Origin of the sequence: Amphritea balenae (assembly GCF_003858655.1) — a bacterium.
Classification (GTDB): Bacteria; Pseudomonadota; Gammaproteobacteria; order Pseudomonadales; family Balneatricaceae; genus Amphritea; species Amphritea balenae.
The window spans coordinates 284,680-304,241 of record NZ_RQXV01000001.1 but is presented as its reverse complement, the minus strand read 5'-3'; the positions used below and the strand labels follow the sequence as shown (position 1 = coordinate 304,241).

At 47.8% G+C, this 19,562-nt stretch carries 17 protein-coding genes; 10 read left to right on the top strand and 7 right to left on the bottom strand.

The features are described from left to right. Nucleotides 1-6 precede the first annotated feature (6 nt). Together EHS89_RS01505 and EHS89_RS01500 are read right to left on the bottom strand one after the other, a co-directional pair. On the bottom strand, nt 7-627 hold the full coding sequence (locus EHS89_RS01505; protein ID WP_124924338.1) for a LysE family translocator: 621 nt from the start codon (nt 625-627) through the stop codon (nt 7-9). Nucleotides 628-804: 177 nt separating this feature from the next. Then, entirely contained in the window at nt 805-1,470 is a 666-nt protein-coding gene (locus EHS89_RS01500; RefSeq protein ID WP_124924337.1) for a TorF family putative porin, read from the bottom strand. A 517-nt stretch (nt 1,471-1,987) separates the two neighbouring features. On the opposite strand from EHS89_RS01500, the gene EHS89_RS01495 reads away from it, so the two are divergent. The 3 genes from EHS89_RS01495 (at nt 1,988) to EHS89_RS01485 (ending at nt 6,334) form a co-directional block, all read left to right on the top strand. Next, a complete protein-coding gene (locus EHS89_RS01495; protein WP_124924336.1) occupies nt 1,988-3,472 on the top strand; it encodes an aldehyde dehydrogenase in 1,485 nt (494 codons plus the stop codon). A gap of 208 nt (nt 3,473-3,680) precedes the next feature. Then, a complete protein-coding gene (locus EHS89_RS01490; RefSeq protein ID WP_124924335.1) occupies nt 3,681-4,979 on the top strand; it encodes an NAD(P)/FAD-dependent oxidoreductase in 1,299 nt (432 codons plus the stop codon). 26 nt (nt 4,980-5,005) lie between these two features. Further along, complete coding sequence (locus EHS89_RS01485) at nt 5,006-6,334, top strand: glutamine synthetase family protein (RefSeq protein ID WP_229753553.1); 1,329 nt, start codon at nt 5,006-5,008, stop codon at nt 6,332-6,334. Between the two features lie 58 nt (nt 6,335-6,392). Here the strand turns inward: EHS89_RS01485 and EHS89_RS01480 are convergent, their stop codons facing one another. From EHS89_RS01480 to EHS89_RS01465, 4 genes are all read right to left on the bottom strand, one after another. Further along, entirely contained in the window at nt 6,393-7,319 is a 927-nt protein-coding gene (locus EHS89_RS01480; protein WP_124924333.1) for a LysR family transcriptional regulator, read from the bottom strand. A gap of 176 nt (nt 7,320-7,495) precedes the next feature. Beyond that, nucleotides 7,496-8,317 (bottom strand): LuxR C-terminal-related transcriptional regulator, encoded by an 822-nt coding sequence (locus EHS89_RS01475; RefSeq protein WP_124924332.1) that lies wholly within the window; start codon nt 8,315-8,317, stop codon nt 7,496-7,498. Nucleotides 8,318-8,528: 211 nt separating this feature from the next. Beyond that, entirely contained in the window at nt 8,529-9,911 is a 1,383-nt protein-coding gene (locus tag EHS89_RS01470) for an aspartate aminotransferase family protein (RefSeq protein ID WP_124924331.1), read from the bottom strand. Nucleotides 9,912-10,158: 247 nt separating this feature from the next. Next, nucleotides 10,159-10,866, bottom strand: coding sequence for a GntR family transcriptional regulator (locus EHS89_RS01465; RefSeq protein ID WP_124924330.1), 708 nt, complete (start codon nt 10,864-10,866; stop codon nt 10,159-10,161). A 252-nt stretch (nt 10,867-11,118) separates the two neighbouring features. On the opposite strand from EHS89_RS01465, the gene EHS89_RS01460 reads away from it, so the two are divergent. The 7 genes from EHS89_RS01460 (at nt 11,119) to EHS89_RS01430 (ending at nt 18,804) form a co-directional block, all read left to right on the top strand. Next, nucleotides 11,119-12,456, top strand: coding sequence for a glutamine synthetase family protein (locus tag EHS89_RS01460; RefSeq protein WP_124924329.1), 1,338 nt, complete (start codon nt 11,119-11,121; stop codon nt 12,454-12,456). A gap of 275 nt (nt 12,457-12,731) precedes the next feature. Continuing rightward, nucleotides 12,732-13,823, top strand: coding sequence for a polyamine ABC transporter substrate-binding protein (locus EHS89_RS01455; RefSeq protein WP_124924328.1), 1,092 nt, complete (start codon nt 12,732-12,734; stop codon nt 13,821-13,823). A 258-nt stretch (nt 13,824-14,081) separates the two neighbouring features. Continuing rightward, nucleotides 14,082-15,263 (top strand): ABC transporter ATP-binding protein, encoded by a 1,182-nt coding sequence (locus tag EHS89_RS01450; protein ID WP_124924327.1) that lies wholly within the window; start codon nt 14,082-14,084, stop codon nt 15,261-15,263. Next, nucleotides 15,260-16,216, top strand: coding sequence for an ABC transporter permease subunit (locus EHS89_RS01445; RefSeq protein WP_124924890.1), 957 nt, complete (start codon nt 15,260-15,262; stop codon nt 16,214-16,216). The genes EHS89_RS01450 and EHS89_RS01445 overlap by 4 nt, the downstream gene beginning before the upstream one ends. Nucleotides 16,217-16,373: 157 nt before the next feature. After that, nucleotides 16,374-17,189: an ABC transporter permease subunit gene (locus EHS89_RS01440; RefSeq protein ID WP_124924326.1), complete on the top strand. Its 816-nt coding sequence runs from the start codon at nt 16,374-16,376 to the stop codon at nt 17,187-17,189. 99 nt (nt 17,190-17,288) lie between these two features. After that, nucleotides 17,289-18,008 carry a glutamine amidotransferase-related protein gene (locus EHS89_RS01435; RefSeq protein WP_124924325.1) on the top strand — a complete coding sequence of 240 codons (720 nt, stop codon included), beginning with the start codon at nt 17,289-17,291 and terminating at the stop codon, nt 18,006-18,008. Nucleotides 18,009-18,093: 85 nt separating this feature from the next. Next, nucleotides 18,094-18,804 carry a type 1 glutamine amidotransferase gene (locus EHS89_RS01430; RefSeq protein ID WP_124924324.1) on the top strand — a complete coding sequence of 237 codons (711 nt, stop codon included), beginning with the start codon at nt 18,094-18,096 and terminating at the stop codon, nt 18,802-18,804. A gap of 199 nt (nt 18,805-19,003) precedes the next feature. Here the strand turns inward: EHS89_RS01430 and EHS89_RS01425 are convergent, their stop codons facing one another. After that, nucleotides 19,004-19,474 (bottom strand): GNAT family N-acetyltransferase, encoded by a 471-nt coding sequence (locus tag EHS89_RS01425; protein ID WP_124924323.1) that lies wholly within the window; start codon nt 19,472-19,474, stop codon nt 19,004-19,006. Nucleotides 19,475-19,562: the final 88 nt, after the last annotated feature.

Sequence of the window (19,562 nt, the reverse complement as noted above, 5' to 3'; positions counted from 1 at the left end):
AATGAGTTAGCCCAGTGCCAGCCATACACCTACACCTATCATCAGTGAGCCGGCAATACGGTTCATCAGCTTTACATTACCACGATCCATTAACAGATGGCGCAGGGCTTTACCGCCACTGGCATAGATTAACAAACAGCTGAATTCTATGGTCAGGATCATCGCAACTAACAGACTCAGCTGAGGTGCAAGCGGTTGTGACTGATCGAGAAAGGGGGGCAGCAGGGTAACAAAGAATGCCCAGCCTTTAGGGTTGGCAATTGCTGTGATAAAGCCATTTAGTGCTAACTGGCGATTGCCCTGCACCTGAACTTCGGCTCCGGGCTCAGGCATAACCAGCTTACCTTTGGACTGCCACATCTGAATGCCCAGCCAGCCCAGGTAAGCTCCGCCACCTAGCTTGAGGAAGATAAATGCTTCTGGGAATTGCAGCATCAGTGCAGCGACACCCAGAGCGGCTGCAGCGGCAACCAGACCTACACCGATCAGTTCTCCCCACATCATATGCAAGCTGCGTCGAACGCCCACAGACATGCCCAGGCTCAGCGCCAGTGTCATACACATCCCCGGTGTAATCGAGACAAAGAAGAAGGTAGGGATAAAGAGTGAGAGAAGTGCAGCTGACATCCGTGCCTCAGAGAGAAGTATTAACTAAACCGCGAGTTTACTACTGCCTGAACAGATAAAAAAGGAATAAAAAGTACAGATAAAAAAGGTTAAAAAAGGCCAGTGCAGAGACTGCAGCTGGCCTGTTCAGGTAGTAGAAGGGGGACTAGTACATACCTGTTAGTCTTTCAGTAAAGCTTAGAAAGTAGTTGAGATTGAAAGCACGACTGTGTTGTCGTCTAAGTTATCAGTAGTAGGGCCATCGATATCATTGAACAGGTATGCGACTGAAACATCTAACATTTCAAAGCTGGTAGAAAGTCCAACAGAGTAGTCTTCATAACTGTCAGCGGCATCACCAAAAGAGTGGCCAGCATGCAGATCCAGGCTTACTTCTTCGCTCAGACCGTAGCTGTAATCAGCACTGATGTAGCTGTAGTCATCGCCGGAGTTAATGTAGTCATTGGCATAGGCGTAACCCAGGGTAATATCACCGTAATACAGGCTACCCATCAGCTCCAGGTAATCACTGTCATCGGCAGAGCTGTAGCCCTGGTAGGTGTAGTATGCCAGCATGATGTCATAGGCCATGTCATCGTTGATGTCATTGTAATAGCCTGCGTAGTAATCGATCTCAGAATCTGCATCATCATCAAAATCAACATTAGTGGCCCATGCGCCTATGTATGCACCATTTTCAAAAGCTACGTCAATGCTGCCTTGTAGTGCCGGATCGCTCATAGTCTGAGAAATACCACGGAAACGGTAGTCACTGGTTGCGGTGATAGTTGCCGAAAATTCAGCTGCTTGAACAGTCGTTGTCAGAGCCATGGCAGCGACCAGGCCAGTAAGAATTTTTTTCATCGATTTCCCCTGTCATTGTTTTTATTGAGCATCTCATTCTCAGGAAAATAGCCTTTGCCGGGATATACCCACGGGTAGGTATATCCCGGTAGGTAGACAGAATTGATAATGCTGCGAAATTGATTGCCAGGGAGCCTGCGAATAAGTCCTTACCAGCTTCTGGTTTTCAGCTTGGTTCGTAATCAAGGCGGAGCTTTGCCGGAATGTTTATACCTTGCAAGAAGCTACAACGCAGAGTACGGATCAAGCTGAAATCCCCGTTGGGCAAGGCCTGAAGTTCACTACTTCGTTGTTTCAACCTTTGCTATGAATGGCGCCAATACCCGCAGATTACAGCTGAAGTTCAAATACTTCAGGCCCTTGCAGAGGCAGTAAGGACTTGTTTGGAGGTTCCCCAGGCTACCCCTTCAGGTATATAGAGGGGCATCGATGCAGCGGCATACACTGGCACAAATGCTATAAGGCGGTCGCTGTTCATGAAGCGGTTGTCTGATCCAGAATGCGGAGAACAAAACAGATGAAAAGCTATTCTGAATGGAAAGCCCAGAGTGAAACTCTTAACTTAAAGGGGCAGGCCTTTATCAACGGTCAGTTTCAGTCCGCCGTTAGCGGTGAGACCTTCCCGAGTATTAATCCATCGACAGAGAAGTTGCTGACAGATGTTGCCAGTTGCGATGAAGCCGATGTGAATATCGCTGTTGCTAATGCTCGCGAAGTATTTAAGTCCGGCGTCTGGTCAGAAATGCATCCTCGTACCCGTAAACAGATTATGCTGAAGTGGGCTGACCTCATCGAACAACATAAAGATGAGTTCGCCCTGCTGGATACCCTGGATATGGGTAAGTCTATCTCCGAGATGGTGAATATTGATGTCCCGGATGCGATCGATTGCTTCCGCTGGACGGCGGAATCTATCGATAAAGTTTATGGTGAAATTGCACCTACCGGGCACGATACCCTGGCGATGATTCATCATTCGCCGGTGGGTGTCGTCGGTGCCATTACGCCCTGGAACTATCCATTGATGATGGTGAGCTGGAAGATTGCTCCGGCGCTGGCTGCAGGTAACTCTGTGGTGCTTAAACCATCAGAAAAAGCATCGCTGAGTGCACTTCGCCTGGCTGAGTTAGCGGTTGAAGCAGGAATACCGGCGGGTGTGCTTAACGTACTGCCTGGCTTTGGTCATACCGCCGGTAAAGCACTGGCGCTGCATATGGATGTTAATGTGCTGGCGTTCACCGGTTCTACAAAGGTGGCCGGTATGCTGATGGGCTATGCCGGTGAATCCAACATGAAGCGGGTTTGGCTGGAAGCGGGTGGTAAATCGCCGAATCTGGTATTTGCCGATGCCGATATTAAAGCGGCGGCATCAGCGTCTGCTGCGGCGATCTTCTGCAATCAGGGTGAAGTCTGTATCGCTTGTTCCCGTCTCTATGTTGATAAGAGCATTAAAGAGGAATTTGTTGCTGCATTGGTTGAAGCGGCAGCCACTTATCAACCGGGTGATCCGCTGGATCCTGCCACGACAATGGGGCCGATGGTTGATGGTACTCAGTTAGCTACCGTTGATCGTTATATCCGCTCCGCTGAGGAGGAAGGTGGTCAGGTCATCATGGGTGGTGCGCCGGAATATAAAGAAGGTGAAGGTTTTTATGCTAAGCCAACGATTGTTGATGGCGCACACAACGGTATGACCTTTGTGAAAGAGGAGATCTTTGGTCCGGTACTGGCGGTATGCGAGTTCGAAACTGAAGAGGAAGCGATTGCCCTGGCGAATGACTCTCAGTACGGTCTGGGTGCTGCTGTCTGGACTCAGAACCTTTCCCGTGCCCACCGTGTCAGCCGTAAAATAGAAAGCGGTATGGTATGGGTTAATACCTGGGGTGAAGGTGACAGTACAGTGCCTTTCGGCGGTGTTAAAGCGTCAGGTAATGGGCGTGATAAATCGCTACACGCGTTAGAGAAGTACACCGATATTAAGAATGTACTGATTCGGTTGTAACAGATAGCGGATACAAGCTTCAGTTAGAAAACGCGCCTTAGGTTTATAGCTTAAGGCGCGTTTTTTTATGGTTGAGATTATTCGATTGCTGAAGAGATTAAGGTATCTAAAAATTAGATGCTTGCATTAAATATCTGTATTTCACTTATTTTAAAACTGAGCTCATAGTAGGTCTTATAACAACAAGTAATTGATGCGGACTTAAGCTATGAGCAACCCTTCTTACGTTGATTCCTATTACACCAGTACTCTGAACTCTGAGTTCGATTTACCCCAGCTGGTTGGAGAGCAAGAGTGTGATGTCTGCGTGGTTGGCGCAGGCTTTACCGGACTATCTACCGCTATTCATCTGCTAAAGCGGGGCTACAAAGTTATCCTGCTAGAGGGTGACAAGGTTGGCTGGGGTGCATCCGGGCGCAATGGCGGGCAGGCCATCATTGGTTATAACAACGGTATCGGGATGATGGAGCAGCGTTTCGGTCTGGAGGATACCCGGCATTATCTCAACTTTGTGTTGGAGGGTTGTCAGATCATTCGGGATCATATCGCGGAGTTTGATATTCAGTGTGATCTTAAGGAAGGTCATGCGGGACTGGCGACGTCCGAACGACAGCTGAAAGCGATGGAACATGAACAGGAAGTCTGGGCTCGCTGCGGGCATGATGATATTAGCGTAAACCGGGGGCTGGGTGCAGTGCATGAGATGGTTGGCAGTAATAACTACCTGGGCACCTATTATGATCCTAACGGTGCTCACCTGCATCCGCTAAACCTTGCGCGGGGGGAGGCCAGAGGTCTGCTTCAACTGGGTGGAAAGATCTTCGAAAACTCCAGAGTCACCCGGATCGATAAGAGTATGACGCCGAAGGTTCATACTGAAAAAGGTGTTGTGAGCGCTAAATATGTAGTGCTCTCGGGGAATGCGTATATGGGCGGATTAGTACCGGAGATGGAAAGCAAGCTGGTGCCGGTAAGCAGTTTTATAGTCACCACTGAGCAGTTACCTGAAGCCGTTGCTAAGGATATTATTCGTAAAGACTATGGCTATTGCGACTGGAACTATATTCTCGATTACTATCGTCTTACTGCAGATCGCAGGTTGCTGTTCGGCGGTAAGAGTTTTTATGGCGGCAAAGAGCCCGCTAATATTGCCGGACGTTTGCGAGATAATATGGTAAAGGTGTTCCCACAGTTGAAAAATACCCGCATTGAATACAGTTGGGGAGGCAATTTTGCCATTACCTATAGTCGGATGCCGGATGTGGGGCGCTTAAAAAATTCTAATGTTTTTTATGCTCATGGTTATTCGGGTACCGGGGTAACGACTACCCATATTATGGGACGTTTACTATCTGAGGCCGTCGCCGGCAGTGCAGAACGCTTTGATGTGTTCGAAAAAATACCCCAGATTCCGATGCCAGGAGGTAAATTATTAAAAGTGCCAGCGGTGATTATGGGGTCATGGTATTACCAGATGCGTGACAAACTGGGTGCATCACGAAAATAATAGAGGCAGTGACTGTTTTGAATAATATGTTGAATGAGATAAACCGTTTTCGTGAGCAATACCCTGAGGTTCGGGAAGTTGATCTGATCAGTGTCGATCTGCCCGGTAAATTTTTCGGTAAGCGCTATGGGATTAGCGATCTGGAAAAGCTTGCTGCAGGTAAAGGCAAAATGCCCGCCGCAATGCATCTGATGTGCAGCAAGGGCTTTCCGGTACCTGCGCGGGGTTATGGCTTTAATGATGGTGATCCGGATGCGGCGATCAACCTGATTCCGGGAACGTTGAAATATGTTGGTTGGGAGTCACAGCCCCGTGCGCAGGTGATGGTTAGCTTTACCGATGTTGAAGGACAGGACCTGTTCTGGGAGCCTCGTCATGTACTGAAACGGGTAGTGAAGAGTCTGCAAGACGATGGCTATCATCCGGTCGTGGCATTTGAGCTAGAGTTTTACCTGTTTGATCTGCAAGCCAGTAATAACGGTAATCCCAAGCCTCCGTCCGGTACTTTGAGCAGCCGGGAAGATGGAATAGCGGTACTGTCGTTGGAACGGTTGTCAGATTACGGCGATCTGTTATCGGAGATTATTCAGCGTTGTGAGGAGCAGGGTGTGATAACCGGACCGGTTTCTGCTGAACTGGGGCCGGGACAGTATGAGATCAATCTTCACCATAATGCTGATGTATTAGATGCGGCTGATCAGTGTGTGTTGTTTAAACGCATCGTTCGGGGTGTTGCCCTGAAGCAAGGGGTTCGTGCCAGCTTTATGGCTAAACCTTACCTTGATCAGTCCGGTAATGGCTTTCATTTCCATACCAGTATCTATGATCAGCAGGGGAGTAATCTGCTCAGTCAGGAAGATGACCGTAAGTTATTACATATGGTTTCAGGTTTATTGGAGCTGATGCCTGCTTCAATGGCTTTTCTAGCGCCTAACTTCAATTCATATCGCCGCTTAAAACCCGGTAATAATACGCCGCTGACGCCCAACTGGGGGTATGAGAATCGCTCGGTTGCCGTGCGGATACCCCTGTCAGATGCTGACAATCGACGCATTGAACACCGGGTTGCCGGCGCCGATGCAAACCCTTATCTGGCGATGGCCGTGGTGTTGGCCGGTGCTCATTTTGGCCTGGATCAGCAACAGCAGCCACCAGAACCTGTTCAGGAAATCTGCCTTGAGGCTGATGGGGTGCCCACGGATTTGAGAGCGGCCCTCTTATTGACAGAAAACTCTGAACCGCTGATGCACTATCTGGGTGAGGAGTTTGTCAGGGTATTCTGTGCTCAGCGTAAAGGAGAACTAGATGCCTTTGAAAATGCCATTCAGAGTCGGGAATATGACTGGTACCTCTAAGCCCTGATCAGGTTTTATATTGGAAAATTACTGTATTTGGCCTGTTCTTCGGGCCTTTTTATTGCGCTGGATTTAGGAACAAATTTAGGTCGGATTGGGCGATATAGTGATGCAACTGCTGAGAGAAAGCGCTTATTTTTGGGTTACTCCTGTTGCGGGAGGGCCAGGCGAGATAGTAGTTGATTCTCTGTTCGGGTAATTGGGATTCAAGCAGGCTGACAAGCACATTATCATCCAGTTGTTGCGCAACAGTGTAAGAGGCAACATAGGCGATACCGGCATCAGCCACTACAGCCTGATTCAGAGCCTGGATACTATTGATCCGCATGCGTTTGTTGAGCCTGTGCCAGTCCAGATCACTAACCTGATTGGTCAGGGTTAACCAGTCATAGTCATCATCACCTGTACAGAGAATCTGATGTTGATAGAAGTCAGTCAGCTTTTTTATCGGGCTGTGGCTTTTTATATACTGGCGGGAAGCAACCAGTAACATCCGGGTACTGCAGAGAAATTCATACTCTAGCTCAGGATCATCGGTTCGGGATCTGATAGCAAGGTCGATACCACTATCATCAAGATGTATAAACGCCTCAGTCAGATTCAATCGCATATCTAATTTAGGATAGCGTTGTTGAATAAAAGGGAGTGCGGGGGCCACAACATCGGTACCAAAACAGATATCACTGGTAAGGCTGAGCTCGCCGCTAAGCGTACTGCCGCTGATCTCTTCGATGGTGTTATCCAGCCGGGCATAGATCTCTTCACACCTGTGCAGTAGCGTTTCCCCTTTGCTGGTTAGCTGAATAGGTTTGCGGGGTTCTCTGAGTAGCAAGGTATAGCCCAGCTGATCTTCCAATTTCTTAATTTGGTAACTGACAGCGGATTGGGAGATGCTCAATTCTTCTGCAGCCTGAGTAAAACTACGGTGCCGGGCAACAACAGAAAAACAGTAAAGCTGTGGTAACAGATGACGAATCTGGGGCATAGCATATCGCTCAGAATGGGTAACAAGGTCAGTATAAGGTGCGCTAAGTAGAGAGTTAAGCCGAATCTGACCTAATGCTGTAAACCGGTCCTTAGCATCGAATAGGTATAGATGCCTGACCAGATTCAGGGTTTTCTCTGGCTTGGTGATACAGCGGCCTATTCCTTGCGAACTGCTTAAATAGTTGCCGCAGGCTCCAGCTCTTTAAGGTGCGCCAGGAACAGGGTGAAGATCTCTGACTGAGTTGAGGTATTCAGGCGGGTGTGGATATTCTTACGATGAACCTTGACGGTACCCAGGCTGATCTCCAGCATGTTAGCGATCGCTTTTGAGGAATGACCTTGTAAAATCAGACCGGTAATCTGCTGTTCGCGGGGTGTCAGAACACCGCTGCCAAAACTACTGAGGGCTTGTTTCATGGCACCTTCAGATTTCTCGTATTTGACATAGTCCTGTGACTGGGAAAGCCAGAATTGACGGATGATTGACTGAATAACAGGGTATATGTCATTTAGCCGTGTCAGTTCCGCGCGGGTAATAGTACCCCGGCTTATGCGACGGCCCAATGAGATAGCACAACTGACTTTGCTATCTAACTCGATGACCAGATTAATCTCATCAATCAGGTCGAACTCTTTGTAACAGCTCTGGTAGTACTCTGTGGTTTCGAAGCAGTCGGGCGCGATATCTATCAATCGACTAACGCCTTCGCCCAGATTACCTTCCTGAATCGCATTGAATAGCGGGTCGAGGATATAGGCCCGGTTTATGTAATTGTGTAGCGTGAGGCTTTGTTCTGCAGGATTTGTCGGGTGCAGAATGATTGGCCTGAGGGATTTCTTAAAGGTCACCATCAGCATTGTGTCAAAGTGGCACTGGCTGGCGAGAAACTTTTCTAATACACCGCCAAAGCTCGGTAGACGGATATTATCAATCAGTGCTGCAAGGTCCTTTTGCCAGTTTTCTGTTGCAGCTTGCTGTGTGCGGTTGCTTTGCATAGTCTGCCTCCTGGCTGATGCTGTGGTTAATTAAAATACGTTAAATAAGCTAATTAAAGTTAAAAACAGCTTATAAAGTAAAAGAAGCCCGGCTGTCAGTATAAACCGAATCAGCCCGGCTAAGGATTGGCTATCAGAACTGACCTTCTGACAGCCAATCACTGCGTAACGATAGTGAATGATTACGCAGGGTAACGCTTTAAGCTACGTCTTAGCTAACTGATTTAAGTGTCAGATCGAAGCACAAACGGGCCTTCTCGCATAACTCGTCGATCTCTGCACGGCTGATAACCAGTGGCGGAGACATAACCATACGACTACCTACTGCACGCATGATCAGGCCGTTGTCAAAGCAGTGGTCACGGCAGATCATGCCGATATCAATATCATCACCAAACAGCTCTTTGGTGTTTTTATCTTTAACCAGTGCGATACCAGCAACCAGGCCAACACCTTCAATGTGGCCAACTAATGGATGATCGCCGAGAGTTTCACGCAGTTTTTGCTGCAGGTAAGGACCGGTATCAGTGCCTACCTGTTCAATAATATTTTCTTTCTTCATCAGCTGAATGTTGGCGATGGCAACAGCTGCCGCAACTGGATGGCCTGAATAGGTGAAACCGTGGTTAAAGTCATCATCGTGTTCGATAAAGGCATTTGCGATACGGTCACCGATAGCTACAGCAGCGATTGGCAGGTAGCCTGATGACAGGCCTTTAGCCATAGACATAATGTCAGGCTTTATTCCCAGAGTTTCGCTACCAAACCAGCTGCCGGTGCGGCCAAAGCCACAGATGACTTCGTCTGCTGCAAGAAGAATATCGTATTTGTCACAGATCTTTTGAATCTCTGACCAGTAGTTGGCAGGTGGCACAATCACACCGCCGGCACCCTGAATAGGCTCACCGACAAATGCTGCAACATTGTCCGGACCGACTTCCAGAATTTTATCTTCAAGGGCTTTAGCACAAGCCACGCCGAACTCTTCTTCAGTCATATCGCCGGCTTCGCCGTACCAGTATGGCTGACGGATACGCTCAATATTAGGTACTAGAGGCGCACCTTGTTTATGCATACCAGACATGCCGCCCAGGCTGGTGCCACCGACAGTAGAACCGTGATATGAGTTTTCGCGGCTGATCAGAATGCTTTTGTACGGCTTACCCTGAATGCACCAGTACTGACGCACCATACGGATAATTGTATCGATCGCTTCTGAACCTGAGTTGGCAAAGAAGATATGGTTCAGGTCACCAGGGGTAACGCTGGCAATCTCTTTGGCTAGTTGAGCGGCTGGCGCGTGAGTGGTTTGGAAGAACGTGTTGTAGTAAGCCAGCTCTTTCATCTGGGTGTTAGCTGCTTCAATCAGCTCTTCACGGCCGTAGCCCATGTTTACACACCACAGACCTGCCATACCGTCGAGAATCTTATTGCCTTCACTGTCCCACAGATAAACACCTTCACCTTTAGTGATGACCCGTGCGCCTTTTTTATTCAGTGCGCCGGTATTGGTGAATGGGTGCATATGGTGATCAGCATCGATCGCCTGAACATCTGCCGTGATTGAGGAACTATTGTTGTTATCTTCGAGCATTGACTCTCTCCCAACCTGATCCGGAATAAAAGTTTCCCGGAGAGTTTTAAATGTGATCATAAAAAGGACGACGATGAGGTCGTATGTAAGATCCTTGAGGATTATTTTGTGATCACAAAATTATAAAGTCAACAAAAAAAATACTGATTCAGATGAAAATATTTCCATCTGAATCATTTCAAGGGTGCGACGAAAGAGGGATGAAACTCTGTTTAATGATAGTTTGAAGGTAGAGGGGGAAGGGTCTTTACTGTCCCGAATGCTCAATAAATGACTGTAATAATTCAGGTGTGCCGGCAAATGCGATACCTTCCCGGATATCTGCTGTAATGGCTAGTTGCAGGGCAAACGCGTCTTTCTTTTCGATGGCAGCCATCGCTTCATTGTGGCGATCAATCAAATAATGTTCTTCAAGTTTACTGGTTGCCAGGCGCATGAAAGGACCTAGCTGAAGCCACAGGCTTTCTATCAAAGGCAGGGTGACCTGGTGTGGATTAGCGCTATAAAGTGCGCGGTGAAAATTCTGGTTGAGGATGCTGATCTGTTCGTGATCTCCCTGCTCCTGTGCCTGGTCTATCAGGCTGTCCAGCTCGCGTAAGTGATTTAGCTGAACTGTATCTATATAAGGTAGTGCACGGGCAGACGCATGGGATTCAATGGCGATACGGGCTTCACAAAGCTCGTTAAATTTCATCGCAGTCATCTTCGGCACCATGACTCTTCGGTTGCCCTGGATCTCCAGTGCATTTTCGGCAGCAAGCTGGCGTAGTGCCTCACGAACCGGCATCGGGCTGACATCCAGAATACCCGCTAATTCACGAATGGTAAGGGCCCGTCCGGGCAAAATCTGGCCATACATCACGGCATTGCGCAGGGTCTGGTATACCCACTGGGTGATAGTTACAGCGTCATCACGCTCAGTTAGTGTTATCTCAATCGGAGATTTCTTGTCCATAATCGTTTTAGGTTCTGGCCTTGTTTTCTTCTATTGTAATGCGATCACTAAATAGGCTACACGACTTTTTAACAAAAAGTCGATATTGACCAAGATAAAGAAATGTGATCACATTGGGTGGTTGATTGTGATCACAAAAGTAGCAAATTGAGCTTTCCTAAGTGAGCTAACTAACTAAGCTATGCTGATTACAACAGCAAGTTGTATTCCATACCTATAGAGCGTGTGGGAAAGATTTCTAGAGAGAATCTTATGACATCTAATAAAGATAAAGAGTTTGACCTGTTTATTACCGACCTGAACGGAAACCTGCGTGGAAAACGTCTGCCAGCCAGTGCTGCAGGCAAGGTGTTTGAGGAAGGTGTTAAGTTGCCTCGTTCGGTTCTTGGATTCGATTTCTGGGGCGATGACGTGCTGGATAATGGTCTGGTATTTGAAACGGGTGATAGCGATGGCGTTTGTATGCCGGTTACAGAGCAGCCGATTCCTGTACCTTGGGCTGAAGCGCCACGTGATCAGATTCTGGCAATGATGTCGAATCCGGATGGTTCGCCTTTTGGTGCAGATCCACGACAGGTTCTATCGGCTGTAGTTAAGCGCTTTAAAGCGATCGGCCTGACACCTGTTGTGGCAACGGAATTAGAATTTTATCTGATGGATGGTGAGTCCGATGAGACTCAGCGTCCGATCCCACCGGTGCTGGCTGAAGGTCATGGCCGACGTCTGACAGAAACTGACTGCTACTCTATTGATGAGATGGATGGTCTGTCGTCTTTCTTTGCTGAAGTACGTGAAACCTGTGAAATTCAGGGTGTGCCAGCAGATACCATTATTTCTGAATTAGGCCCGGGTCAGTTCGAGATTAACCTGAACCATGTACCTGATCCTATGTTGGCAGGTGATCAGGCAATTCTTTTCAAGCGTCTGATTAAAGGTATCTCCCGTAAGCATGGTTATAGCTCTACCTTCATGGCGAAGCCTTATGCAGATAAGAGTGGTAACGGTTTCCATGTGCACTTCAGCTTGTTGGATGAGGCGGGTGATAACGTCTTTGATAACGGCGGTGAAGAAGGAACCGATATTCTGAAGAATGCGGTTGCCGGACTAATGCATACCATGGCTGACAGCATGCTGACCTTTGCGCCACATATGAACTCTTATCGCCGCTTCATGGCAGGTGCGCATGCGCCGACTTGTGCCAGCTGGGGTTATGAGAACCGTACAGTAGCCATCCGTATTCCTGAAAGTCCTTGTGTGGCTCGCCGTATCGAACACCGGGTTTCGGGTGCCGATGCTAACCCATACCTGGTGTTGGCTGCGATTCTGGCAGGCGCCTTATACGGTATTGAGAACCGTCTGATGCCGCCTGCTGCGATTAAAGGGGATGCATACACAGAGGCCGATCAGGAGCTGGTGCTGCCTAATAAGTGGGATGTTGCCACTGAAATGTTTGCTGAAAGTGATGTGCTGAAACAGTACATGGGCGAGGAGTTTGTCCGGGTATTTGCGGCAGCTAAGCGTCAGGAGCAGCGCAAGATCAGTGAGCGGATCTCTGATATTGAGTACGAGTCCTACTTAGGACTTCTGTAAGTTATTGTTATTTAATAAATATCCCCTAATACCTATTGGGGGGTATATAGCTGACAAGGAGAGTTAACGTACATTTTTTGATAGTCGTTTCATGTAAGCGGCTATCTGAAAGGCCTAAGCGCTGCAATCAACAATAGTGATGCAGCCAGGATAATAACAACAAAAAGATGTAGCTCTGAAGATTGCCGGTTAACGGCAGCAAATGAGTTAAAGCTTAAACCGGATGTGACAGCCAACGCTGGCAGCATTCATAAGCGCCGAAATGGAGTAAAACAATGAATCTGAAGAAACTTGGTCTTGCAACAGCGCTTGCTGTTTCTGTTTCCACTACCGCAATTGCTGAAGAGCAGGTTGTAAACTTCTACAACTGGTCCGACTATATCGCTCCTGAAATTCTGGAAAAATTCACAGCTGAAACCGGTATCAAAGTTAACTACGACGTTTATGATTCCAACGAAGTGCTGGAAGCTAAGCTGATGTCAGGTGGTTCCGGTTACGATGTTGTTGTACCAACCGGCTCATTCCTAGAGCGTCAGGTACAGGCCGGTATCTATGCAGAGATTGATCGTGGTCAGCTAAGCAACTACGGCAACCTTGATACTGTCTTGATGGAGAAGATTGCGCGCCACGATGATGGTAATAAGCATAACGTGCCATACGCCTGGGGTACGATCGGGTTGGGTTATAACGTTGACATGCTGAAAGAACGTCTGGGTGAGATGCCTGTTGATACACTGGATCTGATCTTTAAGCCTGAGATTGCGGCTAAATTGAAAGATTGTGGCATCACCGTGCTGGATTCCCCAGCGGAAGTGGTTTCTATCGCGTTGAACTATCTGGGACTTGATCCTAACTCTGAGAAAAAAGCTGACCTGAAGCAGGCCACTGCATTGCTTAAGTCTGTGCGTGACAGCTACGGTAAGTTTAACTCTTCTACTTATATTTCTGATCTGGCAAATGGTGATACTTGTGTCGCTCTGGGCTACAACGGCGATGTGCTGCAGGCTCAGGGTCGTGCTGAAGAAGCGGGTCAGGGTATCAATGTAGGTTACTCAATCCCTAAAGAGGGAACGCTGGTGTGGTTTGATCTGTTGGCGGTACCTTCCGATGCACCCCATAAAGAAGCAGCGCATAAGCTGATCGATTTCATTCTTAAGGGTGAAAGCGCCGCGTCTATCTCAAACTATGCTTATTATGCAGTAGCGAATAAAGCGGCTGAGCCGATGGTGCTGGAAGAGGTGCTAAACAATCCGGGTATCTATCCATCTGATGCAGTGAAAGAAAACCTGTTCACTCAGAATGCACATACAGCTAAGTTTGATCGTCTGTTGACGCGTGCCTGGACAGGTATCAAAACCGGTCGTTAATCTGACCTGCAGCGAAAGCCGAAAGGCTTTCGCTGGCTGAGTTATTCAGCAAGCCTTTGAGCTCCGGTATAGGACGGAGTCATCTCTCAAAGAGATGGTCAAGGGCTTCTTGAATAATTTAAAAGAGCTTAACTGAAGCTCGTTTTTTAGCTGGCGGCAACACATGGCACAAGCGCTTATCACAAAGCTAGCCTTAAGAGTTCAGCATAGAAAATCATTATAAGAACTCATCATAAAAATAAGTATCGAGGGTTTAGTATGACTTCAACTCCTACCATTGATCAGCAAAGCGGTGCTGCACTTGTTACATCCGCTGACGCTACAAGTCTGCCCCTGTGGAAGCAGGATGGAGCGGAGCCATTTCTGCGGATCGAAAACATCACCAAGAACTTTGGTGAATTTACCGCGGTGGATAATATCTCACTGGATATCTATAAGAATGAACTGTTTTGTCTGTTAGGTGGTTCAGGTTCAGGTAAAAGTACATTGCTGCGTATGCTGGCAGGCTTTGAATCACCAACCAGCGGCCGTATTCTGATTGACGGTGTTGATATGGCAGGTATTCAGCCGTGGAAGCGTCCTGTGAACATGATGTTCCAGTCCTATGCGTTGTTCCCGCATCTGTCAGTTGAAGATAATATTGCCTTTGGTTTAAAGCGCGAAGGGATTGATCGTTCTGAAGTTAAACAGCGTGTCGCTCAGATGCTGGATATGGTGCAGCTGGGGCATCTTGGTAAGCGTAAACCACATCAGCTTTCAGGTGGTCAGCGTCAGCGTGTTGCACTGGCTCGTTCACTGGTTAAGCGTCCGAAATTACTCTTGTTAGATGAGCCCTTGGGTGCCTTGGATAAAAAGTTACGTGAAGAGACGCAATTTGAACTGATTAATATCCAGGAAGAGTTGGGTGTGACATTTGTTGTGGTAACCCATGACCAGGAAGAGGCGATGACGCTGGCGACCCGGATCGGTGTCATGAATCATGGTGTCATAGTACAAACGGCAGAGCCTCATGATGTTTATGAATATCCGAATAGTCGTTTTGTGGCAGAGTTTGTCGGTTCGGTAAACCTGTTTGAAGGTAAGGTAATTGAAGATCAGCCGGACAGTGTTCGTATCAAGTCGAAAGAGGCAGGTTCGGTACTGTATGTAAACCACGGCATCAGCTGTGCACCTAACCAGAAAGTGTCTGTGGCACTGCGTCCTGAGAAGATTAAAATCGGTAAGCGTAAGCCGGATCAGGATGAAAACTGTATTCAGGGTATTATCGAAGAGATCGCCTATATGGGCAGCCTGTCGGTTTACCGGGTACGGTTGGCCAGCGGTAAGGAAGTGCGGGTAACGCAACCTAATATGTCCCGTGATATGGGTGAGCGACTAACCTGGAATGATCCGGTTTATCTTTCATGGACCGTAGACAGCAGCGTGGTACTGACAGCATGAGTATTCAAACAGGTTCTGCCTGGGTGGATGGCTCCGGTTCACGCCTGGCAAAGTATAATTTCCTGAGCAAAGTCAATTGGGGGCGGTTCGGTGTTATTGCTGTTCCCTCGTTATGGCTAGGTATATTTTTCTTTATCCCGTTTCTGGTGGTATTTAAGATCTCCCTGTCGGAGACCGCGATTGCAGTGCCGCCTTATACCTCTCTGTTAGAGTGGGACTTGGAAGAGGCTTACCTTAATCTAAAGCTGAATCTGGGTAACTACCTCTATCTGTTTGAGGATACCTTTTACCTGGATGCTTACCTGAGCTCGATTAAGATAGCCAGCGTATCAACCTTCTTTACTTTGTTGGTTGCTTTTCCTATCGCCTATCTGATCGCCCGTAGTAAGCCGACCACCCGTGCGCTGTTGTTATCACTGGTAATACTGCCGTTCTGGACCTCTTTTCTATTACGGGTATATGCCTGGATGGGCTTCCTGAAGAAAAATGGTCTGGTGAATGAGTTTCTGTTGAGTATCGGGGTGATAGATCAGCCTCTGACAATGCTGCAGACCGACTTCGCGGTTTATATAGGCATAGTCTATACCTATCTGCCATTTATGGTGTTGCCGCTCTACAGTGCGCTGGAAAAGATGGATATGACACTGCTGGAAGCAGCAGAAGATCTGGGTGCTAAGCCCGCAACAAGCTTCTTTCTGATCACTATTCCGATGGCGATTCCGGGTATTATTGCGGGTTGCGTGTTGGTGTTTATCCCTGCCGTGGGTGAGTTTGTCATACCTGCCTTGTTAGGTGGTTCGGATACGCTGATGATAGGTAGGGTGCTCTGGGATGAGTTCTTCCTCAACCGGGATTGGCCGATGGCATCTGCTGTAGCAATAGTGATGTTGGTAGTGCTGGTCTTACCAATCATGTTGATCCGTAATGGTCAGGGTAAAGAGGAGGCGGTCTGATGAAATGTCGTTCATTGATTTCAATTATAAAGAGTAATACGACGGCAGCTTTCGGCTTGTTTTTACTGACTACGATGACTGTTTTAAAAGAGACGGGTGCTACCACTCTTATCACTGGGCTGATCCTTAATGGTCAGGATAAAGGGGAGGCGCTCTTATGAAACGTCGTTCATTATTCTTAAATACAACGGCAATTATGGGTTTTATTTTCCTGTATGCGCCAATGATCGCACTGATCGTTTATAGCTTTAACAAGTCTAAACTGGTGACGGTTTGGGGTGGCTGGTCACTCAAATGGTACGGCGAGCTGTTCCGTAATGAACAGATTATCGATGCTGCATTGCTGAGTCTGAAAATAGCCTTTATCAGTGCCAGTGTGGCGGTAATACTGGGTACGATGGCCGGTTATGTATTAAGTCGTTTTGGCAAGTTTCGTGGCAAGATGATTTTCTCGGGCTGGATTACTGCACCACTGGTGATGCCAGAAGTAATTACCGGTCTGTCGCTGTTGCTGTTGTTTGTTGCGATGGAAGGGTTGATCGGCTGGCCGTCAGGCCGGGGTACCGGCACCATTATTATTGCCCATGTGACATTCTGTATGGCTTATGTGGCGGTAATCGTTCAGTCGCGGCTATCACAGATGGATGAAACCTTAGAAGAAGCGGCAATGGACCTGGGTGCTAAACCCTCATCGCTGTTCTTTCTGGTGACTCTGCCTTTGATCGCGCCGGCTATTATATCCGGTTGGTTACTATCATTTACTCTGTCATTGGATGATCTGGTTATTGCCAGCTTCGTTTCAGGGCCGGGCAACAGTACGTTGCCGATGGTGATCTTCTCCAAGGTTCGTTTGGGTGTATCGCCTGAGGTTAATGCGCTGGCAACCATCATGATAGCTATTGTGGCCATTGGTGTTATTGCTGCAATGTTCCAGATGCGGCGTCAGGCTAAGTTGCTGGGGCGTCAGGATTAAATACCGTTCAGGGTTAAACAACGCCCGCTTTGCGGGCGTTGTGTTTTAAAGAGTATGAGTAGTTTGTACAGCTTAAGGCAGTAGAGCGAAGGTAAGAGTATGAAAATAGGTATTCTGGCAACCGGCATAACACCGGATGAGTTATTAGGTCAGCACGGTTCGTATGCTGATATGTTTGTGCAGCTGTTCAATCAGGCTGACGTTTGTTTTGAGTATGAGGTCTTTGAAGTTCGTGATGACCATTTTCCTGCCAGCGCAGAGCAGTGTGATGGCTGGATCATCACCGGCTCTAAATTTAATGTCGATGAAAATCGTGGCTGGATGCAGCAGTTAAAAGAGTTGATCCTCGAGATAGATGGTACGGGTAAGCCTTTAGTGGGTATCTGCTTTGGCCATCAGATTATCGCAGAAGCTTTTAAAGGCAAGGTTGAAGCTTTTGATGGTGGTTGGGGCGTAGGTTTGCACAGCTATCAATTGAGCGGTGAAAACAGCTTTATTAAAAATGATGTTGGAAGTTTTACCATCAGTGCGATGCATCGCTATCAGGTGACAGAAAAACCCGTTAATGCACGGGTCTTTGCCGAGTCTGACTTCTGTAAATATGCCGGCTTGGTGTATGGCGATAATATTCTTACCTTTCAGGCGCATCCTGAGTTTAATGTCAGTTATGAGACCGAGTTGGTGGCGTTGCGCAAGGGTGAAGTGATTCCAGATGATACGGCTGATATTGGATTGGCGAGCTTAAGGCAGGAAGGTGCTGCAACTGATTCGGTTCAGGTGGCAGGCTGGATGGCTGACTTTATAAGGCAGCAGGCTTGATAGACAAAACCTGATTGTAAGCCGCTCCCAGAGCGGCTTTTTTAATTCAGGAGCATTTAATTTCAGGCCTTTTTGAGGAGCGGCGATGAAAATAGGTATTCTGGCGACCGGTACTAACGAACCCCCTTTGTTGGAAGTGTATGGCTCATTTGCTGATATGACCGAAACGATGTTGCTGCAGCTAAGATCAGATCTGGTGATAACTGTTTATGAGGTCCGGTTGGGAGAGTTTCCAGATGCTGTTGATGAATGTGATGCCTGGGTTATTACGGGCTCGGCGAATAGCACCTATGAACCTTTGCCCTGGATTAAGTCGCTTGAGAGGCTGATCGGTGTTATTGCTGAGCTGCGGATACCATTGCTGGGTATCTGTTTTGGTCATCAGATAATAGCGCAGGCGTTAGGCGGGCAGGTTGCAAAGGTTGAAGCCGGTTGGGGACTGGGTTTGCACCATTATAATGTGACTCCAGCGGGTCAGATGCTGTTAGGAACGGATTCGCTATCACTGAATGTGATTCACCAGGATCAGGTGGTCGACCTGCCTGAGACTGCAGAGGTGCTGGCTGAATCTACTTTCTGCCCTAACGCGGTGTTGCGATATGGTAACCATATTCTGACAGTGCAGGCGCACCCTGAATTCAGAACTGATTATATGTCGGCTCTGTTGCTGGCTATTACTCCTGCTTATATTTCTGAAGCAGAAGCCCGGGAGGGATTAAATAGCCTGGATAGTGAAAAGGTCGCAATTAACGCTGACCGTTTTCTTATAGCGATGGCAGGTATATTGCTTAAGTAAATAGCCCCTTAAGCACCGCTCGGGTCCCTCAAGAAAAAGGTAGTACGCAAACAGGGACCTGCAACTCTCAAGTCGGATGACGCTTCTGTGGATTCTTTGAGGTTTGCACGCTACATGGTCCGGCTTTTGGTCCGGTTGCAGTCAATGGGTTAAGGTTAGCCATTACCGGGGATCCTCAATATCAGATAGCGGAATTTCTTTAGATAGATAGTTCAAGTCGTGGGCCGACGATATTAAAGCCGTAGCGAATATAGAAATCGACTGTCTTTTGCCACTTTGGCAGATCCGGGGCGCCCACCTCGAAGCAGCTCCAGCCCTTGTTGCGGCCAAATTCCACTGCGGTATCGATGAGTAGTGTGCCGATGTTGGCTGACCTGTTCTCCGGCTTGATATATAGCTCAGAGATCTCTCCAAAACTGCCGCCAGCGTATATGGCCGCACATTCGTTAAGTGTGATCAGCCCGATACATTCATTACTCTCACTTAAGGCTATGAAGGCCCAAACCTTTGAACCTTGTTGTAGTAGGCTATGCGCGTCGGCGACTGTTTTTTCTATGCTTATCGATTTTGTAAGTTCGGGAAACAACTCCAGCAATAGCTTAAAAACCATTGCGCCAACTGTCTCAGCGTCTGATCGGTTCGCTATTCTGATCTGTATTTTCTGTGCCATGTTGCCCCCTTGTCGTTATATCAATACTTAAAGGTTTAATTTAAGTTGCCCGGTACATCTAAGGAAATACCTATCAGTCGGTAGTGCG

Bases quoted from the DNA above. Each gene is read 5' to 3' on its own strand.
- EHS89_RS01475 (WP_124924332.1), bottom strand. From the start codon at position 8,317: ATGCAAAGCAACCGCACACAGCAAGCTGCAACAGAAAACTGGCAAAAG.
- EHS89_RS01490 (WP_124924335.1), top strand. From the start codon at position 3,681: ATGAGCAACCCTTCTTACGTTGATTCCTATTACACCAGTACTCTGAAC.
- EHS89_RS01450 (WP_124924327.1), top strand. From the start codon at position 14,082: ATGACTTCAACTCCTACCATTGATCAGCAAAGCGGTGCTGCACTTGTT.
- EHS89_RS01495 (WP_124924336.1), top strand. From the start codon at position 1,988: ATGAAAAGCTATTCTGAATGGAAAGCCCAGAGTGAAACTCTTAACTTA.
- EHS89_RS01445 (WP_124924890.1), top strand. From the start codon at position 15,260: ATGAGTATTCAAACAGGTTCTGCCTGGGTGGATGGCTCCGGTTCACGC.
- EHS89_RS01505 (WP_124924338.1), bottom strand. From the start codon at position 627: ATGTCAGCTGCACTTCTCTCACTCTTTATCCCTACCTTCTTCTTTGTC.
- EHS89_RS01430 (WP_124924324.1), top strand. From the start codon at position 18,094: ATGAAAATAGGTATTCTGGCGACCGGTACTAACGAACCCCCTTTGTTG.
- EHS89_RS01465 (WP_124924330.1), bottom strand. From the start codon at position 10,866: ATGGACAAGAAATCTCCGATTGAGATAACACTAACTGAGCGTGATGAC.
- EHS89_RS01435 (WP_124924325.1), top strand. From the start codon at position 17,289: ATGAAAATAGGTATTCTGGCAACCGGCATAACACCGGATGAGTTATTA.
- EHS89_RS01460 (WP_124924329.1), top strand. From the start codon at position 11,119: ATGACATCTAATAAAGATAAAGAGTTTGACCTGTTTATTACCGACCTG.
- EHS89_RS01425 (WP_124924323.1), bottom strand. From the start codon at position 19,474: ATGGCACAGAAAATACAGATCAGAATAGCGAACCGATCAGACGCTGAG.
- EHS89_RS01485 (WP_229753553.1), top strand. From the start codon at position 5,006: ATGTTGAATGAGATAAACCGTTTTCGTGAGCAATACCCTGAGGTTCGG.
- EHS89_RS01500 (WP_124924337.1), bottom strand. From the start codon at position 1,470: ATGAAAAAAATTCTTACTGGCCTGGTCGCTGCCATGGCTCTGACAACG.
- EHS89_RS01440 (WP_124924326.1), top strand. From the start codon at position 16,374: ATGAAACGTCGTTCATTATTCTTAAATACAACGGCAATTATGGGTTTT.
- EHS89_RS01455 (WP_124924328.1), top strand. From the start codon at position 12,732: ATGAATCTGAAGAAACTTGGTCTTGCAACAGCGCTTGCTGTTTCTGTT.
- EHS89_RS01480 (WP_124924333.1), bottom strand. From the start codon at position 7,319: ATGCCCCAGATTCGTCATCTGTTACCACAGCTTTACTGTTTTTCTGTT.
- EHS89_RS01470 (WP_124924331.1), bottom strand. From the start codon at position 9,911: ATGCTCGAAGATAACAACAATAGTTCCTCAATCACGGCAGATGTTCAG.